Here is a 22411-nt window from a genome sequence, read left to right as displayed (position 1 = left end):
GAACTATTACAATCACGAGCGCATCAAGAAAAAACTAAAAGGCATGAGCCCGGTACAGTACCGAACTCATGCCTCACAGGCTGCATAACATAAATGTCTAACTTTTGGGGGTCAGTTCATTCCTGACGGTCTAATTTGCGATTATTGAGCAGGGACTGGCGGTTGCGGATGCTTATGCTGGATAGCGTCTGCCGCACGTTTGGAGATGTCCTGCTTGCGATTTTCATATTCGTCTTTCCACAGCATTTTCTCACTTAATTCCTGATCAAGTTGGTTAGTCAAAGCTTGAGCCACCAAATCAATCAGCTTCTGGGCATCGACGCCTTGCACAGCCGCTATTTCAGCTAACGATTGGCCATTTCTCAATTCATCCGAAAGCTTGTCGGAGGAAATGCCTAGAAAGGACAGCAGCGTATCCGCATTCAGTTGATCCAGACCAGGACCCAGCGCCGGCACCAAACCTACTGGAAGCTTAGGATCAGCCCCCGGAACTGGTGGCTTGGGATGTGTACGCTTCAAGATAGCTTCTGCGTGCTCATTTACTTCTTGTAAGCGAGATTGATATTGCTCAGAGGAAATACGGCCATCTTTCAGCTCTCGATCTAGTTGCTCTGACAAAGCAGTTGCAGCAAGATCAACGAGTTTCTGCGTAATGACGCCCTGAGATGTTGCAATCTCATATAGAGATTGTCCCGACTCTAATGCCTCTCGTAGTTGGGATTCACTCAAATTCAATATAGCTAGGATCGCATCACGGTCCAGCCCTATAGCAATCGGGGGCAGTCCTGGAGGTGGAGCTAGTAAGCCAGGAGCAGGTGGTGTTGGCAACAATCCAGGAGCTGGCGGTGTTGGCAACAATCCAGGAGCTGGCGGTGTCGGCAACGAGTCAGGTGTACCATATGTCGTTGTTACAACCGTCTGCGGTTGTACGGCAGCGTCGGAGGAAGCAGCCATGGCAATGGACGAGACTAGCGTACTTCCGCTCAATAAGCAAGTCATGCTCAATGTGCTGGCCAACCATTTGGCCTTTTTCGTGTAGGAGAAATTCGGTTTGTTCATCATGTTTCAATCATCCTTTCGGGAATGTGGTGTGTTGCTGATTCCAACTATAAGCGGAATGAATGAAAAAAGAGGTAAAATACGAGCACCTTCATTTCACTCTTTTTTCACTATTTATTGCTACATTGATATACTTACTTCAATGAAATTCAATTGAACGGGAGCGAACAGAACTCGTGAAAATATTGTTAGCGGAAGATGAACAACGTCTGGGAAAATTGACCTCCAATATGCTTAGGAAAAAAGGCGGACATACCGTGGATTGGGTTACGGACGGTGAAACGGCCTATGATTATGCCAGCGTTTCCAGCTATGATGTCCTGATCCTCGATTGGATGTTGCCGAATCTAGATGGTAAATCCGTTTGTCAGCAACTGCGTCTGGAAGGCTATTCCGGAGCTATCTTAATACTCACCGCCAGAGACTCGGTGCAGGACCGAATTAAGGGACTAGACGCGGGAGCGGATGATTATTTGATTAAACCTTTTGAAATTGAAGAGTTGTTGGCAAGAATAAGAGCATTGGGACGGCGAAGCTTTACGCCTATGCTGGAAGAGATCTACCACTTTGGAGGGTTGGAACTGCATCGGACGAGCCAGATCGTAGCTAAAGGAGATGATCGGCTGCAACTATCGCACCGGGAGTTTCAGTTATTAGATTTGCTCCTACAGAACCGAGGGCATGTGTTGTCCCGTGAGGTTATTTTGGACCGAATCTGGAGCCAAGAGACGGAAGTCACCATTAAAACGATTGATGCTACGATTAAGCTGCTCCGTAGAAAGCTTGAGCAAATCGACCCGAATTCGAACTGGATTCAGAATGTATGGGGGGTTGGCTATAAAATTGAAGCTTAGGCTACCGAATCTTCGAAAGCGCCTGCTGGGGCACGATGTGTTCAGCCGTACACAATCCAAGCTTACGCTGCAGTACAGCGCACTAATGAGCCTGTTGTTGCTCTTCTTTAGCATCATCATTTACTCCCTGTTATTTGTTCTCATCTGGCATAATCAGGAAGATAAACTGAATAAACTGCTGGACGCTGAGATAACTGCGCTTCAGGGGCCTTTGTTCACGGAAATAAGCGAAGGAAAATTCAATAAGCCTGGTCAGCGTCCATTTGAATTGAGTACCGACCAGGCATTTTACTATCTCATAGACCGGACAGGCTCCCCTTTAATCGGCGCGGAGATACAAAAAGAGCTTAGCGATCAGGTACTAGCACAGATACGAAATGGGTCGTTAGGCGAGCAATCCCTTCAAAAGGTTCAGCTCCAAATCTATGAAGGACCCTTGGTGGTTCCTAGGCAATCTCAAATTGCACAGCAGCATATCACTTATTTGATTGGGCAACGATCACTTTATCGCGATGGTCAGCTCGTAGCTACCCTTTTCGCAGGCAAAGATGTAGCCTTTCAATCGCAATTATTCACCTGGCTACTGGCTGCGCTACTCGGAATTACGTTCTTGTTCCTTGCGCTGGTTATCTTATTCAGCAATTGGATGTCACGACAAGCTATGGTTCCCGTGCGCGAAGCTTACGAGCGCCAGCAACAATTCGTGGCTGATGCTTCCCATGAGCTACGTACGCCACTCAGTGTACTACTGGCTTCAGTCGAGACGCTTGAGATGGAGGAAAGCACTGTGAAGAGCCCCGATGAAGAATGGGTTTTCGAGGGGATTAAAGAGGAGATTCATCGCATGAACCGATTAGCTAGTGACTTGCTGCTGCTCGCTCGTAGCGATACCGGGGAGATGCTGATGAACAGAACATGGTTTGACATCGCAGAAACGGCTGCACAAACAGTTCGCCGTCTTCGTCAAATCGCAGAGAACCAACAGGTGGATCTGATCCTGAATGTCTCATCCGAGTTAATCGTTTTTCAAGATGAGGATAAAATCGTTCAAATCATCGTGATAATGATGGAAAATGCGATCAAATACACGATGCCCGGAGGCAAAGTGACCTTAACGGTTGCCAATCCGGCAGAACATTTACAAAACACGCTCCTCATCGAGATATGCGATACAGGAATTGGGATAGCGGAAGACGAGCTGCCGCGCATCTTTGAGCGTTTTTATCGGCCGGACAAATCACGCTCACGGCAGTTGGGCGGGCACGGTCTCGGGCTTGCCATCGCCAAGCAAATTGTGAAAGCATGCGGTGGCACGATAGCTGTAAAAAGCCAATTGGGAAAAGGCAGTTCGTTCATAGTGGAGCTTCCTACTGTATCTACCGCGAAGAAGTAATTGTTCGCTTTGCCGTAATTCTCCAGCATCACCACCTGGAGGTGAGTTACTTACCTTCTCTTCAGTCCTTACGTATCTCTCCTGAATTCTTTATAATAGGAATGTACATACGCAATGCGCGATGCGTACACATTCCATATTAGAGCAGGAGGCATTTCAGCATGCAATATCGGAAACTTGGCAATAGTGGACTCAAAGTAAGTGAAATCAGTCTAGGTAGTTGGCTTACTTATGGCGGCTATGTAGGGGAAGACCCTGCAGTGCGTTCCATTGAGCAAGCATACGATCTGGGTGTTAACTTTTTCGATACAGCCAATGTGTATGAACGCGGTGAAGCCGAGCAGGTCATGGGTAAAGTCCTATCCGCATATCCTCGGGAATCCTACGTTTTAGCAACGAAAGTTTTTGGTAAAATGGGCGAAGGTCCTAATGACCGTGGACTCTCCCGTAAGCACATTAAAGAGCAAGCAGAAGCTAGCCTACGACGCTTGAATGCGGACTATATTGACATTTATTACTGTCACCGTTTTGACACCGAAACACCGTTGGAAGAAACTTTGCGAGCGCTTGACGATTTAGTTACCCAAGGAAAAGTGCTTTATATCGGCGTTAGTGAGTGGACTCCAGCTCAAATAGTCGAGGCTTATGCGCTTGCTGATAAGTTATTGCTCGATAAGCTAATCGTGAATCAACCCGTGTACAATATGTTCAATCGCTACATTGAAAAAGATATCATTCCGCTTGGTGAAACGAAGGGGTTCGGTCAAGTGGTATTCTCCCCTCTTGCACAGGGTCTCCTGACTGGCAAATACCGTGCTGGCCAGCCAATCGCCGCCGATAGCCGGGCTAGCAGCAAAAACTGGGATGAAAAGCAGCTGAACGAAGCTTCTTTACATAAAGTTGCCCAACTATCCAGTATTGCCGATGAACTAGGCATTAAGGTATCCCAACTGGCGATCGCTTGGATCTTGCGTCAAAACAACGTATCCAGCGCACTCGTCGGTGCAAGCCGTCCAGAGCAGGTCGTTGAGAACTGCAACGCAAGCGGCATTCGTTTGACAGATGATGTGCTTAGCAGCATTGAGACTATTCTACAAGGGTAAGTGAAACTCCAGCTGCTATAGACGTATGCGTAATTGAAAAACCTGCCGTTGTGCAGGTTTTTTTGCGTGTTGGGCTAGATGGGGTTGGGTTGGTGGAATTAGTTATCACACGAAATAAAAAATAACTGGAAAATCTACATCTAATTTAGGCGAATAACGCAATTAATTTAATTTAAATGGAAAATATGTAGTTAATTTCACCAAATAAGCTCATATCGATAAAAAAACCTTAAATTAACAACAGAAAATCCATCTAATCGGGAAATGATGCGAAATCCAACAGAATTAACTGTAGAAAATACAGCTATACATTTGGAGCACTTAACTAGTTAAAATTTGACCCTTTCAATGCTCTCGTAGCAGTTAGTGGACGGTCGGTAATCTGAAGGGTTCAGGGTTCAGGGTTCAGGGTTCAGGGTTCGAGTTGGTCTACGCTCAGCGGTCAGTGGGTTGTGTGATTGTGGGTTGTGGTTTGTGCTCTACACTTTGCCGTTGATGGTCGTTATGGTTATGGTTATGGTTATGGTTATGCAATCTGTAGTGTGTAGTCTCTAGTCTGTAGTGTGTAGTCTGTAGTCTGTAGTCTGTAGTCTGTAGTCTGTAGTCTGTAGTCTGTAGTCTGTAGTATGTAGTGTGTAGTGTGTAATCTGTAGTCTGTAGTATGTAGTGTGTAGTGTGTAATCTGTAGTCTGTAGTATGTAGTGTGTAGTGTGTAATCTGTAATCTGTAGTCTGTAGTGTGTAATCTGTAGTCTGTAGTGTGTAATCTGTAGTCTCAAGTCTCTGATTTGTAATTGTATGGTACTGGCTCAGTTATGATTGCTGGTGGTGCTAGTGGTATTGAAGATGGCGAGTAGTAAGAAAACAAAAAAAAGAAGAGCATCTATCGCTCCTCTTATTCATTACCTTCCGAGTAATGTTCCTTACAGAACGCTTCCACGACTGACACTTCATCGTCCTCAAGGTCGAAATCCAGATAAAGTTCGGTCGTTTTCTCGTACAACTCGTATTTCATAAGTGCTGATGTTTCTTCGGTCACATTGTAGATAGCTCGGATATATAGGCCGCTCTCGGAATATAGCTCATCATCTTCCTCAACTTCGATATCGATGATAAATTCATAGCGTTGCCCCGTCAAAATCCCAAAAGGATCTCTAACCAATTCTACGGTGTAGGTTGTAATTGTAAACATTGTACCGCCCCTTTCTCTTCTGCACCTGTTAGTATAACCGAAATGCGTGCAAAAGAAAAAAGGCACCTCTCTGTTGTCCCAGAAAATGCCTCTATCGGTATTCTTATTGGTCTTCGTATCGGTATTCCTATCGGTATTTTACACGTTATTAACCAACCTTTACTTCACACCTAAAGCATCCAAATTACGCCCAATTTGCAGCAAATGCGTTTGCACGTGACGAATGAAACCTTGGAACAGATCAGCGATGGAGATTTCTTTGCCGTTATTATTCCCCTTGCGTTCCCACTGTTCTTCTGTCAAACGCCCGTAGAATAGCGCATTATAGGCAAGTATGGCATCAAACGCAAGCAAAATGTCACTCAGCTCCGTCTGGTTTGCTCGCGAGCTTGCAACCCATGCATCTTGATCATACAGGAGAAACTCTTTGCCGTTTTCTGCAACAATTTTACGAATACGGATAGCGTGCACGAAGCTGGCATCCACGAGATGAGCTACGACTTCTTTAATGCTCCATTTCTCCGGTGCAGGCTTCCATTCCAACTGTTCAGGAGAAAGCTGGTTTATGCGTTGTTTGATTAATTCCGAAGTCGCAAGGTAAATATCAATATGAAGCCTGGTTGTCTCACTCACGATCTAAACACCCCATTCTTGAAAAATTTCTTCTGTGTGCTCACCTTTGAGCGGCGGCTTGCGATAAATTTGAAACTCGTAGTCCGTTAGCTTAACGGGATAGCCTACCGTTGTAGTTTGCGTATGATTCGGAAGTGTTAACTCGTGAATCAAGCCACTTTCCTTCACCGCAGGATCATGCAAAATATCCTCAAACGTGTTGATTGGCGCACAGGGTACACCTCGTCCATCAAAAATATCCAGCCATTGGGCAGCCGTTTTCAGGCTGAATGCTTCTTGGAGAAGTAGAGCCAGCTCCTTCTGATGCTTCGCGCGCAGCGTCTGATTCTGAAACCGCGGATCGTCCGCTAGCCCCGGCAGCTCCACGGCATCCACCACCTCGCGCCACAGCTTCTCGTTGCCAGCCGCAATCACGAATGGCTTATCACTGCCGTGATAACCTTGATACGGTGCATTGCGTGGATGCGCGCTGCCTAGACGCTTCGGTGCTACCCCGTTGCCGTAATACTCGCTTGTCTGCAATGCGGATATCCCAAGCACACTCGCTAACATGGAGCAGTCAATGTAACTCCCTTTTCCGGTTCGAGATGCTTGATGAATCGCCGCAACGACGGTATAAGCACCATAGAGCCCTGCTACAAAATCAGCCACGGGAACCCCGCATTTGACCGGCGCGCCATCCTCTTCCCCCGTCACACTCATCAATCCGCTAATCGCTTGAATGGTCACATCGAAAGCGCCTTTTTGTGCGTAAGCACCCTTTTGCCCATAGCCAGAAATGGAACAATACACGAGCTTCGGATTCGTTTCCACTAATCGCTCATAGCTAAGCCCGAATTTTGCCAATACACCTGGCCGATAATTTTCGACAATGACATCGGCTTGTGCACATAACTCACGCAATCGTTCAAGATCCGCAGGAGCTTTAAAATCAATCGCTATGCTCCGCTTATTACGATTTAGTGAGCTGAAATTGGAGCTATAGTGCTCACCTTCTTCGTTCGTAATAAATGGCGGCCATTCTCGCATACTATCGCCCACATCAGGCCGCTCTACCTTGACCACATCTGCGCCTAGATCTGCGAACAACATACCCGCGAAGGGGCCTGCCGCTATTTGACCAAATTCAATAACTTTGATGCCTGCAAGAGGGCCGTGGTTGTTCTTGCTCATATGTTCTCCGCTCCTCTTTGTTTGGTAGTAAGAGATAATTCCAGGTATTTAGCTAAAAATGGGACTTATATTATCATGCTTCGTAATAACATCTCGAGCATTCCCAGTGGCTATATCATGGATATGCCTAGGTTGTTTTCCGATATCCGTCCCATAAATATGGATCGTAATGGCTGCCTCATCAAATGGATTCGCAACGCCATGAATATCATAATCTGGTGGATACACAAAGGAGATGTCACCTTGCGAAGCTGTCACCTCTGATACCTCACGAATCGTGTAACGTGGTTCCGCAGATTCGCCGTGATCCTCACGACGATAGCGTTTCTCCACAACAGAGCCGCGGTATACACCAACAAGTCCCCATACCAGATGATCGTGAACAGGTGCAACTTGTCCCGCGCCCCAGACGAAAGCGATGACAGCAAAGGACTCGTTTTGCGGTCTATACAGCAAATATTGTGCGTATTTATTCGGCAGTGGCACTTGCAACTCCGCGGGAAGCAAGTCATCATTCGTCAGCAAATGCTGTAAATGGGGCCGCACGTGATCAATAATGGTACGATAATCCTGATGACTAGCCAGTATGTCTGAAATATCCACTTCCAACTGATGAAAGGGTTTATTTTCGCTCATATCCATCCCTCTTTCTATAATTGAACTGCTGCACTTTTCATATAAGCACCGAAATGCTGCTTCGCAAACAACGGATATATGCGCCGTAATTCATGACTTACCTCATAACGAAGTATTGCTAACTCGATAGTTGAAGGGGCTTTGAGGATTGGAATCGATGAGTCATCATCTTTGTTCAAACCTAGATCAAAACCTGTCCTCCCCTGTACCTCAGCTGGCTTCACACCTGGAACGGTGGCAGCTAGCCTTAATCTGCGCTCGGGTCCAGTCGGTTTCATGACGCCTAGGGGTGTATACACACCAACTAATCCATTTTGATGATAGATGCCTTTCTCCGAAGAAGGTATTGATGTAACGAAATCGAGCGTTTCAGGGAATCCTTTAAGTCCATGATCCGTTTTAAATAGAAAGATGCGTTTGCATGTAAAATAAACAACCCCTGAGCCAGCGCCTCCAGGTAGTCTCACCTTCGGCTTTCCATAGTCGCCGATTGCATGCAGATTGATACGTCCGTAGCTGTCGATTTGAGCACCACTTAGAAAGAATACATCCATTTCGCCTCGCTGCATGAGATCAAAGAACTCTTTCGTTCCTTGAAAAGGCCAATCACACTGCCCGAGAATGTAAACAGAGGCTTGCTTCGCATGCCTCGCTTTGGCAAGCAATGCAGCCGCAGCAGGGATAGGTGAGTTATTCCCAACTCCGATAACCTCGTGATTGCGCAGCTCTCTTGCCAAGTAACAAATCATCGCTTCCTCCATGGAATACGAAGACAACCTAGCCTGCTCCATACGACTCATACGATACCTCCCCCACTACGTGTTAATTAAGCTCTTCACATACACCTCAACAGTAGCATCCGATTTAGAAGCTTCCATATAAATGGAAATTTCCTCATCATCAACCTCATAGTAACCTGGACAAGCTGTTGGTATAGCACCTCCACGTGCATGAATGACACCGCTTAGAAACAGCGATGGGATGAACGCTACGCCATGGTTAGCTTCACGAAGAAGCTCATCGGGGGACACGATCTCTTCCACCGAAGCAAATGCCTTCACGGAAGCTTGCGCAAGCAGTCGATTGTTCTGTGATGAATGAGCAATCACATTGCCAAGCGTATCTGCCTTATAGCCATGAAATATCGCTACGTCTGGTCGTATCGCGGGCACAATGGCAATACTCTCCTCCGAATTGTATGGATTGTAGATCTCATGAAAATCCGGTCTAATTTGCATATAATCCGTACCGAGCAGCCCTCGCACTGGTGTGAAGGGGATACCTGAAGCACCTGCCCCAATTGCTGCTGTTAGCGTCGGACAAGCATGCTCTAATCCGACAATTGCTCCTTGTTCGAATTTGCGCCGGAAGTTCAAGCCAAATCCATACTCCCCCATCGAAATCTGTGAGAATTCAACGGTCGAGACCACGCCAGCTCCGATCAGTAGATCAGCATTCACTGCCGCAGCCCCCGCACAAACTAGATATAACTCGCGCCTCTTGGCGCGAATGATTTCACGAATAAGGGCCATCGGAGACATCTCCATATTGCCGCTAACGGCAAGCTTCGTACCATCCGGAATCTGTGCAACCGCTTCTTGGATGGATATTAATTTGGATTTGGATGGCACATACCCCACTCCTTCTTTCAAGAGGTTGTTCTAGTAAACTCCCATTCTTACAAGGGATAATGACAAGCCGCATAATGACCGGGCCCAATCGTCGCTAATTCAGGCACAACTTCACGGCACAGTGCTGTCGCAGCTGGGCAGCGCGTATGAAAACGGCAGCCGGATGGCGGCCTCGCAGGTGATGGCATTTCACCCTCCAAGGGCACGAAGCTGCGCTTCCGTTTGGGATCGGGCACTGGAATGGCCGACAAAAGCGCCTTCGTATAGTGATGTGCAGGATGTCTAAACAGCTCATCGGTCGGTGCAATTTCAACTAGCTTCCCTAAGTACATGACACCAATTCGATCCGAAATGTAGCGAACAATATTAAGGCCATGTGCAATGAACAAATATGTTAAATTCATACGTTGCTGAATATCTTGCATCAGATTAACGATCTGCGACTGGACAGAAACATCTAAGGCAGAAACGGCTTCATCAGCTAGAATAAATTTCGGATTCAGTGCAATCGCGCGAGCAATTCCAATACGTTGGCGCTGCCCGCCTGAGAATTCATGCGGCAACCGATCGTACCAGGACGGATTCAATCCCACAAGCTCCATAACGGATTCTACTTTTGCTCTTTTGGCAGACCCACGTAAAGACTCGTGCACCCAGAAAGGTTCTCCAATGATATCTCCCACACTCCAGCGGGGATTAATCGAGCCATACGGATCCTGAAACACAATTTGCATGTCCCGCCTTGTTTTCTTCCACCCCTGAGAGCCTGATTGAATGAGATCTCTACCTTCAAAATGAATACTGCCCGCCGTCGCTTTCTCCAGCTGAAGAAGTACCCGGCCTAACGTGGATTTCCCGCATCCGGATTCTCCGACAAGGCCGAAAGTTTCCCCTTTGCGAATGTCAAAAGACACATCATCAACTGCTTTAATCGAGGCACGGCCTCGCCCAAACCACCCTTGACGAATTGGGAAATATTTCTTTACATTCTTCACTTGGAGTAATGGAGTCTCCGACGCTAGGGACCATGCATCATCACGAAGCCCATCGTTGATTTCGACAGGCGCGGTCGTGACCGCATCCCCGAAAAACTCGGCTGCCAAATGATCAATCCGCTCTGCATTCCAACACGCAACCTCACGGCCGTGAAGTTCTTGCAGTGGCGGATCTTCACTCAAACAACGATCCGTTGCGTAGGGGCAACGGGGATGGAAACGGCAGCCAGTCGGTAAATTAGACAAGCTGGGAATCGTACCTTTGATCGTATACAGCTTCAAACCACGTACATTATCCAGTGTGACAATGGAATGGAGAAGCCCTTGGGTATAAGGATGGGCTGGATTTTCAAACAACTGATGTACAGGAGATTGCTCAACAACTTTGCCCGCATACATAACCACGACGCGGTCAGCCATTTCAGCTGCAATTCCGAGATCGTGCGTAATTAATAGAATCGACATCTGGAATTCATCTTTCAGCTCACGAAGCAAGCTCAAGATTTGCGCTTGGATCGTTACATCCAGCGCTGTTGTAGGTTCATCAGCAATAAGCAGTTCAGGTCCGCAAGCTAGTGCCATGGCGATCATCGCCCTTTGGCGCATGCCTCCTGAAAGCTCATAGGGATATTGCCCCATCCTTATTTCCGGTTCGGGAATGCCCACTCTGCGCAGTAAGGATATTGCCTTTTCCTTTGCTCCCAGCTTCGAAATTCGCTCATGACGAACAATGACTTCGATGATCTGACTTCCAATTGTGAAGATAGGATCCAGTGCGGTCATCGGCTCTTGGAAGATCATTGCGATTTTCTTCCCACGCATATCGCTGATTTCCTTCTGTGACAGTCCCACTAAACTTTGCCCATCGAGCTTGATATCCCCATGTGAAATATAGCCGCCATCATAGTTAATCAGACGCATAATCGACAAAGAGGTAATCGTCTTTCCACTCCCTGACTCCCCGACCAAACACACAATTTCTCCTGTTCCGATCTGCAAATTAATATTGTTGATCGCATTGAGTGAACCGCTGGCTGTTTGAAAATCAACGGACAATGCATCTATTTCGAGTAATGGTTTCATACGCTATGCCCTCGATTTCTTTGGATCCATGCGATCACGAATTTCATCACCAATGAGATTAACCACAATGACCAGCAAAGTAATGGCCAGCCCTGGGAATGTAGCTACCCACCAAGCTACCGTCATATAGCTGCGTCCTTGGGAGAGCATATAACCCCAATCTGGGATTTCCTTCACCACACCAAGCCCAAGGAAGCTTAGACCTGTACCTACTAGAATGGAGCTCCCGACACCGATCGTCATCATGACGAGCAATGGAGAGAAGCAATTCGGCAAAATATGACGGAGCATGATTTCGAGATGCGAAGTCCCCACAGCACGCGCAGCATCAATGAAAGGCCGATTACGAATCGAGATTACTTGGCTGCGCACGACTCTTGCTTTTCCAGGTATCGTAGCCACACTAATGGCCAATATCACGTTAAAAAAGCTTGGTCCGAGGGCAACCGAGATCGCGATCGCCAACAGAATCCCCGGTATCGTCATCAAAATATCATTGAAACGCATGAATAACGAATCGACAACTCCGCCCCAATACCCTGCAATAAGTCCGAAGAGTGTCCCAATACAACCGCCAATCACGACGGACACGACCCCCATAATGAGCGATTGTCTGCTGCCATAGATGACGAGTGTCCATACATCACGACCGAATTGGTCCGTTCCAAGCGGATGCGACCAACTTGGTGATTTCAAGAGTTGATCCGTCAGCATTTCCGTTGGCGAGTAAGGAGCAATCCAGGAGGGAACGATGGCACACAAGATCAGAAAAGCTAAAATAAATAGCGAAAGGCTTAGCAGTGCCTTTGATAAATTAAGCTTTTTGAACCGAAAACGGAAACTTAAAAGCTCTTGCCTCTTCCTTAGCAGCCTTTCTGTTGTTACCGTGTTAAACAGCATAAGCGCCAACTCCTTTCATCATTATCCTGACTTACGGACACGCGGATCCACATAGGAATAGGACACATCCACCATCAAGTTGACCAAAATATTAAAAAGTCCTGTAATCAGAATTGCCGCCTGAATCACCGGAATATCTTTCTGATTGATTGCGTCTACCACTAACTTCCCTAAGCCTTGCCTGGAAAAAACAGTCTCCGTCACAACAGCTCCCGAGAGCATCTCTCCAACTAACAAACCAAGAATCGTAACCGCAGGCAACAACGCATTCCGCAGAACGTGCTTATATAGCACGATTTTTTCGGATAGCCCCTTCGCCCGCAGTGTCACGACAAAAGGTTCATGAATGACCTCCAACACGCTATTACGCACCATTCGTGTTAACATCCCCGCACCTGTCACTCCTAAAGCGAACGACGGTAGAATCAACTGTTTGAAGCTGCCATTCCCAATCGCGGGCAAGAGCTGGAAATGCACCGAAAAGACAAGAATAAGCAGAATGCCGAGCCAAAACTTGGGCATGGAGACGCCTAACAAACTAATGACACGCACGATATAGTCCAGTACCCGATTTTTATAAACAGCGGATAACACACCTAGAATGAAGCCGACGATGATGGCAAAAATAGTGCTCAATAAAGCTAGAGAAAGTGTTGCGGGCAGCTGAGCTAACAATCGATCTATGACAGGTTGACTATTAGCGAAAGAATGCCCGAAATCTCCCCGAATACTCCTCCACAAATACTCCGCATATTGCTGCCAAAGCGGCTGATCTAAGCCAAATTGCTTTCTTAAATAGTCGATACGCTCAGGCGAGGCATCCTCACCTGCAATCATCTCGGCCGGATCACCAGGAAGCCAGTGAATGATTAAGAATACAAGCGTCAACGAACCTAGAATGACTGGAATGGAGACGATGAGCCTGTTCAAGATATACTTCACCATCCGTGACTCCCCCTCGTGATCTTATTTTTGAATCCAAGCATCGTAGAATACGGGCCAAGCAGGCGAATCGAACGTAATTCCCTTCACTTCTTTCGTGGAAGCAACAGAGTAGTTGAAGACATAAGCCGGAATCCCGTAGACATTATCAATAATGTATTCTTGTGCGTTCTTATAAATCGTCTTCCGCTTCTCAGGATCCGTCTCCAAGTAGCCCTGTTCCAAAAACTCATCTAATTTAGGATCATTCGTTTTGGCAATATTATTGGCCTTAGATGGGCCTTTGGTCGAGTAAAGTTGTCTGAGCACATCGGGATCACCTGAGAATTGACTGCCTGCGATCAGGTCATATTCCCCTTTATTACGGCGATCCGTGTATGTACCTGTAGGCAAGGAAATGACTTTCAGCTCGATTCCTACTTGCTTCAACTGCTGGGTGAATATGGCGATTAAATCAAGCCGCTTCTCACGATTTCCTTGTGTATCAATCACTTCAACCGTGAGTCGTTTGCCGTCCTTAGAACGGTAGCCATCTGCTCCCTTAATCCACCCCGCTTCTTCCAGCGTTTGATTAGACTTGGCTGCATCTACCTTATAAGCGTTCTCCCTACTCGGTGAATAGGCAAACTGCTCTGGTGAAAGCGGCGACCAGCCTTGTTTTGAGGTGCCTAAGTATATCGTCTTCACAGCCGAATCGATATCCAAGGCCGAGCGAAATGCTTGACGTATTTTCAGATCATTCCAAGGTGCTTTCTGAATATTTAAATAGAGTGTATAGTTGGCCTGCAGGAGCTCTGTTTCCTGTACATTAAAATTACGATCCGCCTTCAACGCCACAAGATTCTGCGGAGGAATAATGTCCGCCACCTGGACCTGTTTGCTTTGGAGAACACTGACGCGAGTGGCTTCTTCTTCCACGTATTTTACCGTTAATTTATCTAAGTACGCAGGACCTTGATGCTTGGCATTGGAAGGTCCCCAGTTGTAGTCCGGATTTTTCTCAAGCTCAACTTGTGAGCTAGGTGTGATTTTCTTCAGTTTAAAAGGTCCGGTTCCCACTGGGTTTTGCGGGAAAGCATCGCCATACTTCTTCACGGCTGTCGGAGAAACGAAGCCTAAATCGACTTTGGCTGCGTTGCTCAGAAACGGCGCAAAGGTCGTCTTGAAATTCACCTTCACGGTGAATTCATCGATGACTTCCGTTGATTGATACGAGCCAAGCTCGTTCAATGCAATGGACGCTTTGGTCGCTGGATCGATAATCCGATCAAAATTAAATTTCACAGCTTCCGCATTAAACGGCGTGCCATCATGAAATTTCACATCTTTGCGCAGGTGGAACGTGTAACTCTTTTTATCCGAGGAAAGCTCCCAAGATGTCGCTAACCACGGCTTAATTGTGTGATCAGGAAGCTCCACAACTAAGCTGTCATAAATAGAGCGCATAACTCTAGTCGTTGGCGCGAAGCCCGCTTTGTGCGCATCCAAGCTATCCGATGTCACCGTACCTGCAAGTGCCCACACAAGCTCACCGCCTGGCGTCACCGTTCCTGTTTCTGGCGATGCACTTTCCTTGCCGGCTTTCGAAGCTTCCCCACAGCCTGTAACGATGAAAGCCGTAATGAGTAAACCGCTGACGATAGATCCAATTCTCTTTTTCATATCTTTCTCTCCCTCTAAGCTTAAGCTTGAGCTATTCTCTCTTTTGTATAGCGGTTTACTGGGATTTCAAGCCCTAAGTTGCCTCTTAACGTATCACTTTCGTACTCTTTCCGATAAATACCGCGCTCCTGAAGAATCGGAACAACGAGTTCCACGAAATCTTTCAGCACACTAGGTATGCCCGTATGAATAATAAAACCATCCGCTGCGCCTTCTTCAAACCATTGTTGAACGGTATCTGCGATTTGTTCAGGCGTACCGACGAAGGAGCTTCTTGGCGTTGCAAATCGCAGTGCCGTTTGACGAAGCGTCAAATTCTCTTCCTTCGCAATTCGTTTAATCCGATCTGTCGAACTGCGGTAGCTATTGCTGCCAAGATCGCCAAGATCCGGGAAAGGTTCATCCAACGGATATTGTTTGAAATCGTGGTAGGTAAATGGACGACCGAGCTGATCAAGCGCATCCTCCAACGTCACTAACCCTGCAATTGCCTGATATTTGCTCTCTGCTTCTTCTACCGTCCGTCCAATGATTGGACTAATGCCTGGGAACACAAGGATTTCTTCGCTCGCCCTGCCATAAGCAGCTGCACGTGCTTTAATATCTTGATAAAAAGCTTTCGCTTCTTTGATCGATTCGTGTCCTGTAAAAATGGCATTTGCACTCTTCGCTGCCAAATTACGGCCATCATCCGACCCGCCTGCTTGGAAAATCACAGGCTGACCTTGCTGGGAACGGGCAATATTTAATGGCCCCTGCACGGAGAAATGCTTGCCTTTATGATTCAACGCATGCAGCTTGCTCGGATCGAAGAACTCGCCCGTTGTTTGATCTCTCGTGAATGCATCATCTTCCCACGAATCCCATAGACCGCGTACAACTTCCAAATGCTCCTCCGCGATCCGATAGCGCTCATCATGGGCATAGTGCTCATCCCTGCTGTAATTGCGAGCAGCACCTTCAAGCCCCGTCGTCACGACATTCCATCCTGCACGCCCGCTACTGATATGATCCAGCGAAGCAAACTGTCTTGCCACAGTGAATGGTTGCGTGAAGGACGCAGTTAGCGTCCCCACCAGACCAATCTTCGAGGTAACAGCTCCGAGCGCCGATAAAACCGTTAATGGCTCTAGCCTGTTTAAATAATGCGGTGCTGATTTTTCCGTAATATAGGTGCTATCCACGATAAAAACAAAATCAAACTTGCCTTCCTCTGCTTGCAACGCTTGCCCGGCATAATAATCAAAATCAACACTGGCATCCCCCGGAATTTCTGGATTTCGCCATGTATATTTGGAAGTACCAACGCCTGTGATGGTGGCTCCGAGTTTAAGTTTTCTTTGTTTGGACATATCTTTCTCCCCCTTATGAGTTCAGCACTTTGGCTTTGCTATTCCGGTTAACCGGTACTTCCAATCCTAAATGACCACGTAGTGTGTCATGTTCATATTCCGTTCGATATAAGCCGCGTTCTTGTAAAATAGGCACGACCAACTCAACGAAATCCTGCAGCGCTCCCGGTATCCCCACGCCAATAATGAACCCGTCAGACGCTCCTTCTTCCACCCATTGCTGAATCGTATCCGCGATCTTCTCCGGTGTACCCACGAAATTCCCTTTTGGTGTTGCAAAACGAAGAGCCACTTGGCGCAATGTCAGGTTGTGTTCTTTCGCCAAACGTTTGATCTTCGCCGAACCGCCTTGTTGGCTGTTAGCTCCCAAATCCCCAAGGTCCGGGAATGGTTCATCTAACGGGTATACGCTAAAGTCAAAATCATTGAAAGGACGACCTAATGCGATAATCGCTTTGTCGATAGAAACAAGATTGACCGTTTCGAGGTACTTACGCTCTGCTTCTTCTTCCGTGCGGCCAATGATTGGTCGAATCCCAGGGAGGATCGAGACATCGTCAGCGTTACGACCGAAGGATACTGCTCTGCGTTTAATATCCGCATAATACGCCTTGGCTTCGTCAATATTCTCATGCCCAACGAAGATCGCGTCTGCATTCTTAGAAGCAAAGTTGCGACCATCCTCAGACGTTCCTGCTTGGAAAATAACAGGCTGCCCTTGCTTCGAACGGGCAATGTTCAGTGGACCCTGTACGGAGAAAAACTCACCTTTATGATTCAAAGTATGGAGCTTCTCCGGGTCAAAAAACTGACCTGTCTCCTTATTCCGCGTGAACGCATCGTCCTCCCAAGAATCCCATAAGCCCTTCACCACATCCACATGCTCTTGCGCAATGCGGTAACGCTTTTCATGTGGTGGATGCTCATCCTTGCTGTAATTGTTGGCGCTGCCCGATAACCAAGAAGTGACTACGTTCCAACCAGCGCGCCCTTTGCTAATCAAATCCAGTGATGCGAATTGCCTAGCCACAGTGAAAGGCTCGCTATAGCTGACGGTTACAGTAGCAACAAGGCCAATCCGTTTCGTGACGGCTGCAAGTGCGGAGAGAATCGTAAGCGGTTCGAAACGATTTAGGTAATGAGGACTTGATTTTTCCGTGATATGAACACTATCCGCAATGAAAGCAAAATCAAATTTCCCAGCTTCCGCTGTTTGCGCTTGATGTTTATAAAATTGAAAATTCGTACTTGCATCCGTGATGGCTTCAGGATGTTTCCAATCTTCCCAACCTCCGCCTACACCATGAATCATTGCACCTAGTTTGATTTTCTTACCCTTTGCCATTCGAATCAGCCTCCGTTTGATTATATTTGATTATTCCGATGCACTTAATGGTATTTATCATAAAACAGGATCTTTCTCTTGTACAATTCAAAAAGATGAACGCTTGATTCATTTTTTATGAATATACAAGTAAAACACTTGGATTAATAAGAATTCATGTTATGATAGTTGTAAGAGTTTGTAAAATTGGAAATTCCGATCGTATACTTCACAAATCATGAACCAAATCTTAGGAGAGGACGAGGGTTCCTATGGATATTCGAAATATCAAAACCTTTCAGACCATCATCAGGCTCGGTAGCTTTCAGCGTGCAGCCGAGGAACTGCAATACGGCCAATCGACCGTAACCATGCATATACAAAAGCTCGAAAGCGATCTGGGGGTTAAGCTGTTAGAACGCGGGAAAAAACTGACTCTTACGGAGGCAGGCAGATTGTTTCATCAGAATGCCGATCTGTTGCTGAAAGATTATGATTATCTACAAGCTTCGATGGATGAACTCGTCAAAGGGGATGCAGGAATCATTCGGCTTGGCGTCATGGAACCCACAGCTAGTTATCGGCTGCCGCAGCTGCTTGGCCCCTTCCTGCGTCAGCATCCCAAAGTGAAGATTAGCATTCACATTGGCAACACGACAGTCCTTGGTCAGATGCTTCATGAGGGGAGCATCGATATGGCTATTTGCTCCACGCCCAATACGGGATTGGACCATTCCTTCGAGCCTTTTTTCATGGAAAGACTCGCACTGCTCGTCCCGGAAACCCATTGGTTAGCATCGAAACCATCTATTCGTCTACGTGATTTACAGCACGAGCACTTACTTATCACCAACTCGCAATGCCCTTATCGTCAAAAGCTAGAGAATGCTTTGCTCGAAAATGGCGGCAGTCCCTACTCCGGTATGGAGATCGGCAATATGGCCGCGCTCAAATACTATGTCCAAGCCGATTTCGGCATCGCGGTTGTTCCTGTCATTTCTGCAACGCCAACACCGCAGGGTACTGTACTTAAAGCGATTGATGATCTCGATTCCGGTTTAGTCACAGGCCTGCTGCGCAAAATGAATGCCAGTACCTTCAGCTTAGCTACAGAGAGTCTTGTCGAGATTTTCCGCAAGGAGCTGAAAAGTGCCGTATCGTCTGCTTCATGAAGTTCGTTAGCGAAAGAATAAAAGGGGCTGACCCCATGGCTGGTTTGAAGTTGGTTTAGTTTGTGCTTTGCAAACCCAAGGTGACTGCTACTTCTTTTTTAGATGTATAAACTACAGTTAATTTCTTCGAATTTAACCTTTTTTTCTGATTAGATGGAAAAATTACATATAATTTATATGAAATTTGAAGTTTTCAACAAATCGATGGAATTTAACTACAGGAAATACAGTTAATCTTTCAAAATCGAGAAATCTGCTTCAAATAGATGGAGAAAATCCAGTTAGATTGTGGGAAGCAGGTTGATTCCCCATCGGTCATTAACGAAAAAAACGAGGCTGTTTCCCAAAGTCTAGAATGACTTTGGGGACAGCCTCGTTTTCATATGTCGTCTTGTTTGACGGACGCCTGATCTGAATGATCTGGCACGTTCTTCCGTTTCCAATTTTTCGGATTGAGATAGCTCCTGTATTTCTTGGCAACCTCTTTGCCTAATAAAATGCCGCCCGTCCAGAAGGTAACCTCACTGAAAATAAGCAGCCCCGCAATCCACTTGGCCATACCGCCTCCCGTATGTACGAAAAATGGAATGGTAAAAGCACTTAAAAAAGCGAGTGTCGATAGAATTAACAAGGTGATGCCTAGTTTTTTGGCCACGTCATGTCCCCCTTATGTTTCGAATAAAACTTGACCCGTTAGCGAGATATCATAGCCTTGAATCGGACGAAGCTCATGATGAAATGCCTCGGATTGCAGTACCTGTTTAGCAGCTTCAATCCAGGCTAGATTTCCCGGTTTCTTGAGCATGACAAGATCAACACGCTCCTGAATCAGTGGGATAAAATCAACACCCCCGACCATATACGCCGCTTTCTCTATCCCTACGCCGAAATCGGCTTCACCAAGTGCTACTTTGCCCGCGACACCCATATGGTTAGATTCTTCTTGTTCGTACCCCTGTATCTGTTGCCACGGGATGCCGTGAAGCCTAAGCTGTTCATCCAAAAGAACGCGAGCTCCGGAGCCCTTCTCCCGATTGGCAAGCAGCAGGTGGGGTTGCTGGAGATCCGCCCAACCGCGAAGTTGTTTGGGGTTCCCCTTTTGAACATATAAGCCTGCTGACCGAGAGACAAGATTGATAACGACATAGGAAGATCCGATCAGTAATTTCCGTATATAGGGAATGTTATATTCACCGGTGTCACCGTCTAATAAATGCGTACTGACAATGTCTGATTCACCTTTATACATCGCAATTAGACTATCCAAGCTGCCAACGTAGGAGCGGAGTGGTCTGATCTGCGGAGCTTTTTTCTCCAAATGTTTCGCCAAAATATCTAAACTAACATCCTGCCCGGTAATGACTACTGTAGGCTGGGACACAGTCTTTATTGTGACATCCTGCGAACTTGGAACAATTTCTATGGGCTCGGTCTTGAAAGCAATCGCATGTCCTCGGCCGCTTTTGGCCCGCACTTTATAAGCTTCAAGATCCGCTGCATCTACACGCATTTGCTTGCCAACTCGATATGCGGGAAGATCCCCTTTTTTGATCAAATCGTAGACCGTTAGCTTGGAGATTTTCAAAAGTTTAGAGATGTCTTCCGTTGTATAGGATATGTCGCTTGTCATCATTTTCCTCCGTATGCAATGTCTCCCTCTATCATAAGCGCAAGACCTTGGTAATTCAAACTTTAGTTGTTTACGTATTTCCAATGTTCAACTATAATCATTTATATCTAAATCATACTATTTATATTTAAATAGATAGATAATTATTTATGGAGGGGTTACTATGCTAAAAAATCTTATGTTCCGTTCTATGTTATTTCTTTTGATTATCGTTTGTACCGTAGCAACAGGATGCTCCAAGCAAGTGGAACAGTCCAATGTCGAACTCACCATTTCAGCGGCAGCAAGCTTAACGGATGCCATGAAAGAAATTCAAACCAACTACGAGAAGAAACATACGCACATTAAGCTTCAGTATAATTTCGGTGCTTCCGGCGCTCTTCAGCAGCAAATCGAACAAGGCGCTCCAGCTGATGTCTTCCTATCTGCAGCAAGCAAAAACATGAAAGAACTCGTCGATAAATCGTTGATCGATGCATCACAGCAAAGCAATTTGCTGCTGAATGGCTTGGTGGTCGTCGTTCCTGCAGATAGCAAATTGAATGTGCAAAAGCTTGATGATCTCTCTGCTGCTGGTGTCACACATATCGCTGTCGGCGAACCTCAGACGGTTCCTGCTGGAAGCTATGCCAAAGAAGCCTTAACGAACGTGAAGCTCTGGGACCCGCTGCAAGCCAAAATCGTGCAAGGCAAAGATGTCCGTCAGGTCCTCACGTATGTGGAATCAGGTAATGCGGAAGCAGGCTTCGTATATAAAACTGATGCGTTAACGTCTACGAAGGTAAAAGTTGCCCTCACGGTTGATCCCAAATCATACAAACCGATCGAATATCCTGCTGGGATTGTCAAAGCAAGCAAACATAGCAAAGAAGCAACTGAATTTTACACTTATTTGAAGAGTAAAGAAGCGCAGGATGTATTCGTAAAATTCGGCTTCACAATTCCTCAATAGGATGGACAATATTACATGGAGTGAGTTTGCTTCACCCATCTTGCTATCCTTGAAAGTCGCTTTGGTTGCCAGCATCTTCGTGCTGTTGCTTGGCGGATATGCGGCATGGCAAATGACTCGGCGGAACTTCCGCGGGAAGTCCTTGATCGAGACTGCCTTTATGCTACCGTTGGTGCTGCCGCCAACGGTAGTTGGATTTATCCTGCTTGTGATGCTCGGCAAGAAGAGTTGGATCGGCACAGTGATGGACACTCTGTTCCACCAATCGATTATTTTTACTTGGGGGGCGGCCGTGATCGCTTCGATCGTCGTCGCTTTCCCCCTTGTTTATCAAACGATGAAGACCGGCTTCGCCTCGGTCAAGGCCGACCTGGAGAACGCCGCGCGATCCGCGGGAGCTAACGAGTGGCAGGTGCTATGGTACATCACCCTGCCACTTGCGTGGCGCTCGGTCCGCTCGGCGTACATTCTCGGCTTCGCACGTGGACTCGGCGAATTCGGCGCCACTTTGATGATCGCGGGCAATATTCCGCATCGCACCCAGACCTTGCCCACCGCCATCTACATCGCGGTCGAGGCGGGCAATCACACGCTCGCTTGGTGCTGGGCCGGTGCGATCATTGCCATTTCATTCGGCTTCTTGCTGCTGGCGAATCGAAGAAGTCGGGGGGAGGCGTGACGCATAGTACTCGACCGTTCACTTCAGCGCCAACCGCTCGAATAGAT

General features: G+C 46.8%; 22 protein-coding genes. 7 read left to right on the top strand and 15 right to left on the bottom strand.

Annotation, left to right across the window (positions count from 1 at the left end):
• The coding region (locus tag HQN88_RS22510) for an IS3 family transposase (RefSeq protein ID WP_173116737.1) at nt 1-88 on the top strand (88 nt) is incomplete at its 5' end.
• Between the two features lie 53 nt (nt 89-141).
• Here the strand turns inward: HQN88_RS22510 and HQN88_RS22505 are convergent.
• Entirely contained in the window at nt 142-1062 is a 921-nt protein-coding gene (locus HQN88_RS22505) for a hypothetical protein (RefSeq protein WP_173116391.1), read from the bottom strand.
• 173 nt (nt 1063-1235) lie between these two features.
• Here HQN88_RS22505 and HQN88_RS22500 point away from each other — a divergent pair, with 173 nt between their 5' ends.
• The 3 genes from HQN88_RS22500 (at nt 1236) to HQN88_RS22490 (ending at nt 4409) form a co-directional block, all read left to right on the top strand.
• Nucleotides 1236-1913: a response regulator transcription factor gene (locus HQN88_RS22500; RefSeq protein ID WP_173116705.1), complete on the top strand. Its 678-nt coding sequence runs from the start codon at nt 1236-1238 to the stop codon at nt 1911-1913.
• Complete coding sequence (locus HQN88_RS22495) at nt 1813-3306, top strand: sensor histidine kinase (RefSeq protein WP_420874467.1); 1494 nt, start codon at nt 1813-1815, stop codon at nt 3304-3306. The genes HQN88_RS22500 and HQN88_RS22495 overlap by 101 nt, the downstream gene beginning before the upstream one ends.
• Nucleotides 3307-3467: 161 nt before the next feature.
• Complete coding sequence (locus tag HQN88_RS22490) at nt 3468-4409, top strand: aldo/keto reductase family protein (protein WP_173116701.1); 942 nt, start codon at nt 3468-3470, stop codon at nt 4407-4409.
• Nucleotides 4410-5303: 894 nt separating this feature from the next.
• Here the strand turns inward: HQN88_RS22490 and HQN88_RS22485 are convergent.
• The 12 genes from HQN88_RS22485 to HQN88_RS22430 all read right to left on the bottom strand — a co-directional run bounded on the left by HQN88_RS22485 (nt 5304) and on the right by HQN88_RS22430 (nt 17952).
• Entirely contained in the window at nt 5304-5600 is a 297-nt protein-coding gene (locus tag HQN88_RS22485) for a DUF6509 family protein (protein ID WP_173116699.1), read from the bottom strand.
• A gap of 159 nt (nt 5601-5759) precedes the next feature.
• Complete coding sequence (locus HQN88_RS22480) at nt 5760-6233, bottom strand: DinB family protein (RefSeq protein WP_173116697.1); 474 nt, start codon at nt 6231-6233, stop codon at nt 5760-5762.
• A 3-nt stretch (nt 6234-6236) separates the two neighbouring features.
• Nucleotides 6237-7406: a CaiB/BaiF CoA transferase family protein gene (locus tag HQN88_RS22475; protein WP_173116696.1), complete on the bottom strand. Its 1170-nt coding sequence runs from the start codon at nt 7404-7406 to the stop codon at nt 6237-6239.
• Between the two features lie 48 nt (nt 7407-7454).
• Nucleotides 7455-8042 carry a cysteine dioxygenase family protein gene (locus HQN88_RS22470; protein ID WP_173116694.1) on the bottom strand — a complete coding sequence of 196 codons (588 nt, stop codon included), beginning with the start codon at nt 8040-8042 and terminating at the stop codon, nt 7455-7457.
• 14 nt (nt 8043-8056) lie between these two features.
• Complete coding sequence (locus tag HQN88_RS22465) at nt 8057-8842, bottom strand: CoA-transferase (protein WP_173116692.1); 786 nt, start codon at nt 8840-8842, stop codon at nt 8057-8059.
• A 15-nt stretch (nt 8843-8857) separates the two neighbouring features.
• Nucleotides 8858-9673: a CoA transferase subunit A gene (locus tag HQN88_RS22460; RefSeq protein ID WP_173116690.1), complete on the bottom strand. Its 816-nt coding sequence runs from the start codon at nt 9671-9673 to the stop codon at nt 8858-8860.
• Between the two features lie 47 nt (nt 9674-9720).
• Nucleotides 9721-11751, bottom strand: coding sequence for an ABC transporter ATP-binding protein (locus tag HQN88_RS22455; RefSeq protein WP_173116688.1), 2031 nt, complete (start codon nt 11749-11751; stop codon nt 9721-9723).
• Between the two features lie 3 nt (nt 11752-11754).
• The gene (locus HQN88_RS22450) at nt 11755-12651 is read right to left on the bottom strand and encodes an ABC transporter permease (RefSeq protein ID WP_173116686.1); all 897 of its coding nucleotides are present in this window, start codon (nt 12649-12651) and stop codon (nt 11755-11757) included.
• Nucleotides 12652-12672: 21 nt separating this feature from the next.
• Nucleotides 12673-13596, bottom strand: coding sequence for an ABC transporter permease (locus tag HQN88_RS22445; RefSeq protein ID WP_173116684.1), 924 nt, complete (start codon nt 13594-13596; stop codon nt 12673-12675).
• A 21-nt stretch (nt 13597-13617) separates the two neighbouring features.
• Nucleotides 13618-15255, bottom strand: coding sequence for an ABC transporter substrate-binding protein (locus tag HQN88_RS22440; RefSeq protein WP_173116682.1), 1638 nt, complete (start codon nt 15253-15255; stop codon nt 13618-13620).
• Nucleotides 15256-15275: 20 nt separating this feature from the next.
• Nucleotides 15276-16607: an LLM class flavin-dependent oxidoreductase gene (locus HQN88_RS22435; protein WP_173116680.1), complete on the bottom strand. Its 1332-nt coding sequence runs from the start codon at nt 16605-16607 to the stop codon at nt 15276-15278.
• Between the two features lie 13 nt (nt 16608-16620).
• Nucleotides 16621-17952 (bottom strand): LLM class flavin-dependent oxidoreductase, encoded by a 1332-nt coding sequence (locus HQN88_RS22430; RefSeq protein ID WP_173116678.1) that lies wholly within the window; start codon nt 17950-17952, stop codon nt 16621-16623.
• Between the two features lie 251 nt (nt 17953-18203).
• Here HQN88_RS22430 and HQN88_RS22425 point away from each other — a divergent pair, with 251 nt between their 5' ends.
• Nucleotides 18204-19103, top strand: coding sequence for a LysR family transcriptional regulator (locus HQN88_RS22425; protein WP_173116676.1), 900 nt, complete (start codon nt 18204-18206; stop codon nt 19101-19103).
• Between the two features lie 379 nt (nt 19104-19482).
• Here the strand turns inward: HQN88_RS22425 and HQN88_RS22420 are convergent, their stop codons facing one another.
• Entirely contained in the window at nt 19483-19758 is a 276-nt protein-coding gene (locus HQN88_RS22420; protein WP_173116674.1) for a transporter suffix domain-containing protein, read from the bottom strand.
• Between the two features lie 12 nt (nt 19759-19770).
• On the bottom strand, nt 19771-20733 hold the full coding sequence (locus HQN88_RS22415) for a helix-turn-helix transcriptional regulator (protein ID WP_173116672.1): 963 nt from the start codon (nt 20731-20733) through the stop codon (nt 19771-19773).
• 163 nt (nt 20734-20896) lie between these two features.
• Here HQN88_RS22415 and modA point away from each other — a divergent pair, with 163 nt between their 5' ends.
• On the top strand, nt 20897-21685 hold the full coding sequence (gene modA, locus HQN88_RS22410; protein WP_173116670.1) for a molybdate ABC transporter substrate-binding protein: 789 nt from the start codon (nt 20897-20899) through the stop codon (nt 21683-21685).
• Between the two features lies 1 nt (nt 21686).
• Complete coding sequence (modB, locus tag HQN88_RS22405) at nt 21687-22364, top strand: molybdate ABC transporter permease subunit (protein ID WP_173116668.1); 678 nt, start codon at nt 21687-21689, stop codon at nt 22362-22364.
• The last annotated feature ends 47 nt before the right edge of the window (nt 22365-22411 follow it).

The sequence above is a fragment of the Paenibacillus qinlingensis genome, assembly GCF_013204845.1.
GTDB lineage: Bacteria > Bacillota > Bacilli > Paenibacillales > NBRC-103111 > Paenibacillus_E > Paenibacillus_E qinlingensis.
The sequence above is the reverse complement of the archived record's forward strand: the minus strand, read 5'-3'. Positions and strand labels throughout refer to the sequence as shown.

What these genes read in the sequence shown, in the direction of transcription:
- HQN88_RS22505 (WP_173116391.1), bottom strand. Translation starts at nt 1,062, where the DNA reads ATGATGAACAAACCGAATTTCTCCTACACGAAAAAGGCCAAATGGTTG.
- modB (WP_173116668.1), top strand. Translation starts at nt 21,687, where the DNA reads ATGGACAATATTACATGGAGTGAGTTTGCTTCACCCATCTTGCTATCC.
- HQN88_RS22485 (WP_173116699.1), bottom strand. Translation starts at nt 5,600, where the DNA reads ATGTTTACAATTACAACCTACACCGTAGAATTGGTTAGAGATCCTTTT.
- HQN88_RS22425 (WP_173116676.1), top strand. Translation starts at nt 18,204, where the DNA reads ATGGATATTCGAAATATCAAAACCTTTCAGACCATCATCAGGCTCGGT.
- HQN88_RS22475 (WP_173116696.1), bottom strand. Translation starts at nt 7,406, where the DNA reads ATGAGCAAGAACAACCACGGCCCTCTTGCAGGCATCAAAGTTATTGAA.
- HQN88_RS22495 (WP_420874467.1), top strand. Translation starts at nt 1,813, where the DNA reads ATGCTACGATTAAGCTGCTCCGTAGAAAGCTTGAGCAAATCGACCCGA.
- HQN88_RS22450 (WP_173116686.1), bottom strand. Translation starts at nt 12,651, where the DNA reads ATGCTGTTTAACACGGTAACAACAGAAAGGCTGCTAAGGAAGAGGCAA.
- HQN88_RS22490 (WP_173116701.1), top strand. Translation starts at nt 3,468, where the DNA reads ATGCAATATCGGAAACTTGGCAATAGTGGACTCAAAGTAAGTGAAATC.
- HQN88_RS22440 (WP_173116682.1), bottom strand. Translation starts at nt 15,255, where the DNA reads ATGAAAAAGAGAATTGGATCTATCGTCAGCGGTTTACTCATTACGGCT.
- HQN88_RS22470 (WP_173116694.1), bottom strand. Translation starts at nt 8,042, where the DNA reads ATGAGCGAAAATAAACCCTTTCATCAGTTGGAAGTGGATATTTCAGAC.
- HQN88_RS22465 (WP_173116692.1), bottom strand. Translation starts at nt 8,842, where the DNA reads ATGAGTCGTATGGAGCAGGCTAGGTTGTCTTCGTATTCCATGGAGGAA.
- modA (WP_173116670.1), top strand. Translation starts at nt 20,897, where the DNA reads ATGCTAAAAAATCTTATGTTCCGTTCTATGTTATTTCTTTTGATTATC.
- HQN88_RS22415 (WP_173116672.1), bottom strand. Translation starts at nt 20,733, where the DNA reads ATGACAAGCGACATATCCTATACAACGGAAGACATCTCTAAACTTTTG.
- HQN88_RS22455 (WP_173116688.1), bottom strand. Translation starts at nt 11,751, where the DNA reads ATGAAACCATTACTCGAAATAGATGCATTGTCCGTTGATTTTCAAACA.
- HQN88_RS22445 (WP_173116684.1), bottom strand. Translation starts at nt 13,596, where the DNA reads ATGGTGAAGTATATCTTGAACAGGCTCATCGTCTCCATTCCAGTCATT.
- HQN88_RS22430 (WP_173116678.1), bottom strand. Translation starts at nt 17,952, where the DNA reads ATGGCAAAGGGTAAGAAAATCAAACTAGGTGCAATGATTCATGGTGTA.
- HQN88_RS22435 (WP_173116680.1), bottom strand. Translation starts at nt 16,607, where the DNA reads ATGTCCAAACAAAGAAAACTTAAACTCGGAGCCACCATCACAGGCGTT.